General features: G+C 60.2%; 5 protein-coding genes. 2 read left to right on the forward strand and 3 right to left on the reverse strand.

Features of this window, described 5'->3' with window-relative positions; genetic code table 11:
* A partial coding sequence (locus tag HPY55_16245; protein NPV72157.1) for a sugar phosphate isomerase/epimerase occupies positions 1 to 460 on the reverse strand: 460 nt, incomplete at its 3' end.
* 88 nt (positions 461 to 548) lie between these two features.
* Complete coding sequence (locus tag HPY55_16250; protein ID NPV72158.1) at positions 549 to 1,760, reverse strand: ROK family transcriptional regulator; 1,212 nt, start codon at positions 1,758 to 1,760, stop codon at positions 549 to 551.
* A 269-nt stretch (positions 1,761 to 2,029) separates the two neighbouring features.
* On the opposite strand from HPY55_16250, the gene HPY55_16255 reads away from it, so the two are divergent.
* Positions 2,030 to 2,989: a CPBP family intramembrane metalloprotease gene (locus HPY55_16255; protein NPV72159.1), complete on the forward strand. Its 960-nt coding sequence runs from the start codon at positions 2,030 to 2,032 to the stop codon at positions 2,987 to 2,989.
* Between the two features lie 413 nt (positions 2,990 to 3,402).
* Here HPY55_16255 and HPY55_16260 read toward each other — a convergent pair whose 3' ends face one another.
* Positions 3,403 to 3,591, reverse strand: coding sequence for a hypothetical protein (locus HPY55_16260; protein ID NPV72160.1), 189 nt, complete (start codon positions 3,589 to 3,591; stop codon positions 3,403 to 3,405).
* Between the two features lie 302 nt (positions 3,592 to 3,893).
* Between HPY55_16260 and HPY55_16265 the strand changes: the two genes are divergently transcribed.
* Positions 3,894 to 5,243 (forward strand): PAS domain-containing protein (locus HPY55_16265; protein ID NPV72161.1); only part of this gene is annotated, 1,350 nt, incomplete at its 3' end.

Raw genomic sequence — 5,243 nt, forward strand, 5'->3', positions numbered from 1 at the left:
CTGCTATGGCTACTCCCACTCTTTCGGCGTACTCCACGATGCCGAGCAGAGATTCTTTTGCCCGCAGGTAGGCAGTTTCGTAATCAACTACCTCTGAGGACGGGTCCCACGGAACGTTCACCGCGCCGGGGACATACAGGATCGTATCTGCCCCGAGCAGCGAAGCGAACTCGAGTTGCTTTTTTGCTATCTCCTGCGCTTTCGCGCGGACGGACGGGTCCGAAGCCGTGGGCGAGTACTTCCAGTAAAGCCCAGTGGCAAGCGACGGGATTTCGAGCCCGGCCTGTTTCGCTGCCCGCGCGATTCTGGAGACGTCTTCGGTCGATGAGTCAAGTGAAAACTCGCCCGTTTCCGCAAGGCAGAGTTCGAGGCCGTCGAAGCCAGCCTCGGAGGCCAGCCTCAGGCAATTTGCAACTGCATAAGAAGCCGGAAAAGACCATTGGTTTATGCCCTTCTTCACTGCAATCCCCCCTTGCTTGGAATCAAACAGGTCGTACCCCGGGGCTGCAAAAGGTTCCAGACCCGGTTGCCTCGATTGCCCCTTGCCCTCATGAACTGCCGAGAATCTCACGCCAAACCAGCGCCGCAGCTCCTATCAGGCCTGCGTCTGGCCCGAAGTCGGAAACGGTTATCGTCACGCTGCTGCCGGGTTCCGGAAGGACGCGGCTCTTCGCCACCTCGATAGCTGTATCGATGAACTCTTTATCTTTAGGACGGATCTGACCACCGATGACTATGCGTTCAGGATTGAACAAGTTGATGAGATTGGCTATGCCGACTCCCAGGTACCTTCCCGCCTCCCTCACTATCTCACGGGCCCGGAGGTCGCCTGTGCATGCGGCGTCCAGCACAGCGAAGGGGTCTACGCGTGCCCGGGTCTCGGCTGCCGGCTTTTCGCGAGTGACTGAGTCCTCCTCGGGCAAAGCCCGGGAGGCGGCTTTGGTCGCTATTGCTTCGAGGCTCGCCAAACCTTCCAGGCAACCCTCGTTCCCACACTTGCAGCGAGCGCCGTTCCACTCTATGCTGGTGTGGCCGAACTCGCCGGCCATACCCGTGGTACCGGCATATACTCGCCCATCGAGCAGGAGCCCGACAGCGATCCCCGCGCCCACCCATACGTAGATCAGATTGTCGGCGTGTCTTGCGGCGCCGTACCATTGTTCACCGAGGATTGCCGTCATGGTGTCCTTTCCCACGAATACCGGGACCTCAAAGTGGCGCTGAAGGATGGACTTGAGCGGCACATGGTACCACTCCAGCCTCACCGACTTGATGACGGTCCCCGTCGCCTGATCGATGAGCCCGGGTGTCGTGACGCCTATCCCCACTATCGTGGCCCGGCGGACTTCGGGGCAAGTCATCACCTCCTGGATGGCGTCCAGCATTCGCGGTACCATTACGGCGGTGTCGGTCACGATTTCCCTGTTGGACCGTCGCAGTATCTCGCCCTTCACGTTCGTCAATGCCACCATGAGTTCCGTCGCTGCCAGATCTACTGCGATCGCGAGACGCGAATTCCGTGCAAGCTGCAATAGCCCCGGCTTGCGGCCGCCAGTCGACTGCCCGAGACCTACCTCCTCTACGAGGCGGTCCTTCTGGAGTTTCCTCACGATATTCGTTATGGTTGCCGTCGTGAGTCCGGTGAGCCTTGCTATTTCAGAGCGGGAGACCGGCTCATGAGTACGGATAACATCCAATACAAGATGGCGGTTGTGCTTGCCGATTTCGACGGAATTGCTTCCGGATGCTGCAGACTTCATGGGCATGGGCTCACTTTGCTAAGTGCTATATTAAAGCAATTGATTAAGTTATTTCTTTGACATTGGTTGGGGAAATCCTCCTGCCTTCACGGAGAAAAGTGCCTACCCTGGCCCACATCGGATGGCCAGGTGGCGTGCCGTCCCCACGGCTCCGGGCCGGGCTCACCATCATAGAGGCTGTCTGCGAAGAGAGGAATACTGGCTCAGGGCGAGAACTGTGAGAGGGGAACGGTGCCGAACAGAGAACAGAGAGAGGAAGAAGGGAGCGGGTGGTGACAGTGGACGGCACGACACGCGATATCGGGAAGCTCGACACTAGGCGGATCGCGGTGTACCTGGTGTTCTCGTTCGGGATAGCATGGGCGGTCGGGCTGGTCATCTACCTGACAGGCGGACTCCAAAACAGCCCCCGGGTCGTGCCTGGCACACCGATCACGCTCGCGGTGGTGCTGCTCGCGACAGGCTACATGTGGGCTCCTGCCTTGGCACACATCCTGACGCGCGTGGTCACGCGTGAAGGCTGGAAGGACACCTTGCTTGTTCCCCGGCTCAGGCGATCATGGCCATACTGGATTGCGGCATGGGTCGGTCCCAGCATTCTCATCTTGTTGGGGGCGGCCTTATTCTATGCACTGTTCCCAGGGTACTTCGACGCATCTATTTCCGCGGTCCGGGCCATTCTTCGGGAGGCCGAAAGCATATCAGGGCGTCCACTCCCTTTGAGCCCCTGGGCTTTCGTGATAATCCAAACCGTGCAGGCGATAGTGATCGCCCCGGTCATCAACGGCCTGTTCACCTTCGGTGAGGAATTCGGCTGGCGCGCCTACCTACAGCCGAAGCTGATGCCGCTGGGGGTAAAAAGGGCCTTTATCCTGATGGGCGTGATCTGGGGCGTCTGGCACTGGCCGGTCATTGCGATGGGACACAATTACGGATTGGAGTACCCCGGGGCGCCCTGGCTGGGAATGCTGGCGATGGTCTGGTTCACGTTCGTGGCAGGGACGTTCCTGGGCTGGGCGACGCTGCGCGCCGGGAGCGTGTGGCCTGCCGTGATCGGCCACGGCGCGATCAACGGGATAGCGCAGATCGGAATGCTCTTCGTGAAGGGCACGCCCAATCCCCTGTTGGGGCCGATGCCAGTTGGCATCATCGCCTCCCTACCCTGGGCGCTGGTGGCGCTCTCGATACTCTTGAGTCGCGGCCCCTTAAGGAAACCCGAATGGTCATGACCGACATCAGGTCTTGTGTGGCCTGACGGCGCTCCTAGTGCCGCCCTCGCACTCGTTACTACCGATATCTTTGCACTGTTTGTGGGCCTGCTTCTCGCGACCTTGGCCAGCAGAGCGAGGTTCCACCCGGGCGTCGTTAGAACACCGGAATCGTACTCATTCTGCGATGTGCTTCTCATCTGGCTCCTGCGGGTTCGTGGCAACCGTGGCGATGTCGGGGACCTTCATCTCTTCCAGGATGGAGGAGGTGGCAATTGCTTGACCGCTGGCGTTGGGGCCGATGATGGCGACGCCCCTGTCATGACTGGTGAGGTGCGCCGCACCGCGTTGGCCGTTTCCATTGCGTCGCTGCGGGTATCGTAGCCTATAGCCCGCAGCTTCCTGCCCGGAAGGCTTCCGGCGGCGTTGGGTTCCTAAACCAGCATCTTCACGGTGTTGAACTCGCACTGTCCCCGTACCGCCTGGCCACCGGTGAGGGGGCCGATCCAGCCGATCTCGCCTACCTGGCCTTTGTCCTGCGCCCCGGCGGTCGGCATCAAAAGGGTAAGTGAAAGGGCGATACACAAGAGCGCTACTATGCTTCTTCGTGGTCTGCTTGACATCGAGCCCACACCCCTGCCAAGAAATGGAGTAAGTTTCTTTCCTGCGCTCCACTATGCAGTTCTGTGAGGTCCTGGCGTCCCTCTAAGGATGCGCTGCCTCGACTGGCTAGGAGCGGTGTTCTCTCATCAGTCTGCCCGGCACCTGGAGCCAGGTCGAGACTCCCCACGTCCAGATCCATACTAGGGTGATGCAGGATTTCTTATGTCTTTACCGAAACCTCCAATTTAGCGGAACGGGCGCGACGCCTCGTGACGCCCGGCGTTCAAAAGGATCGTGCTACCGTAGGGCCTGGGGGAGGGTAATGCACTGGTATTACACGCCGTATGCCTTGCCGTTCATTGTTAGCGGTATCATATCGCTTCCAGTTGCGCTCGTTGCGTGGAGACGTCGCAGCGTGCCCGGGGCTATGCCGCTGGCTCTCTTCATGTTTGCCATGGTTGAATGGTCCATTGGGAACGCCCTGGAGATGTGCAGCGTCGACCTTACCGGGAAGACTTTCTGGGCAAACATTGAGTATCTCGGCATCGTCGCCGTCCCTGTGACGTGGATCGCTGTGGCGCTCGAGTTTTCCGGGCGAGGGGAATGGCTCACACGGCGCAATGTGGGGCTGCTCCTGGTCGTCCCTACGGTGACAGTACTTATGATCTGGACGAACAGCTTCCACGGGCTCATGCGCTACAACATCAAGCTGGATACGAGCGGTCCCTTCTCGGTTGTCACCAAGACGTATGGCCCGTGGTTTTGGGTCCATACGGCCTATTCATACGTCCTTCTGTTCATCGGTACGATCATGATCGCCCGTTCCTTGCTGGGACGCGCGCATCTTTACAAAGGACAAGCCGCCGTTTTTGTGGTGGGCATCCTGGCTCCGTGGATCTCGAACGTTCTGTACATTTCCGGCTCGAGCCCGGTTCCCCGCCTGGACATCACTCCTATCGCATTCACCATCTCTGGCCTGGCCATGATGTGGGGCCTTCTCCGCTACCGTTTGCTCGACATTGTGCCCGTGGCATGGGCCACGGTCGTCGAGGGAATGGGCAGCGGCGTCATCGTGGTGGATTTACAGGACCGCATTGTGGACATGAACCCGGCAGCTCAGAGGATGACCGGCTGGCGAGTGAGCCAGGCCATCGGACGGCAGGTGGCGGAGGTGCTGAGCCCGTGGCCCGGCATAGTCGAAGGCTCCCGTGATATGGCACGGGGGAGTGGCGAGCTTGTATTGGACGCCAACGGTGAAGACCAGTCGTATGAATTCCACTTCTCGCCCCTGCTCGGCTTGCGGCGGGGCCTCCTCGGCAGACTCGTGGTCATCCACGATATCACCGAGCGCAAGCGCACGCAAGCTCAACTCGTCCAGCAGCAGCGGACGCTCGCCACGATGGAGGAGCGTGAGCGCCTGGCCCGGGAGCTGCACGATAACATCGGCCAGGTGCTGGGCTACCTAAACGTCCAGGTCCAGGCCGCCCGCGAGCAACTTGCGAGGGGCCAGACGGCGGTGGCGGATAGCTACCTCGAGAGCCTGGTCGCCGTGGCTCAGGACGCGTACGGCGAGGTCCGGGAGTATATCAGGACTATGAGAGGGGTGACATCGCCCGGGTGGGAGTTCGTGCCTGCCCTCGAGCAATTCCTGCGGCGGTTTGAGCGAAACTAC

Source organism: Bacillota bacterium (assembly GCA_013178305.1).
Lineage (GTDB): Bacteria > Bacillota > Sulfobacillia > JABLXB01 > JABLXB01 > JABLXB01.

What these genes read in the sequence shown, in the direction of transcription:
- HPY55_16250 (NPV72158.1), bottom strand. Translation starts at nt 1,760, where the DNA reads ATGAAGTCTGCAGCATCCGGAAGCAATTCCGTCGAAATCGGCAAGCAC.
- HPY55_16260 (NPV72160.1), bottom strand. Translation starts at nt 3,591, where the DNA reads ATGTCAAGCAGACCACGAAGAAGCATAGTAGCGCTCTTGTGTATCGCC.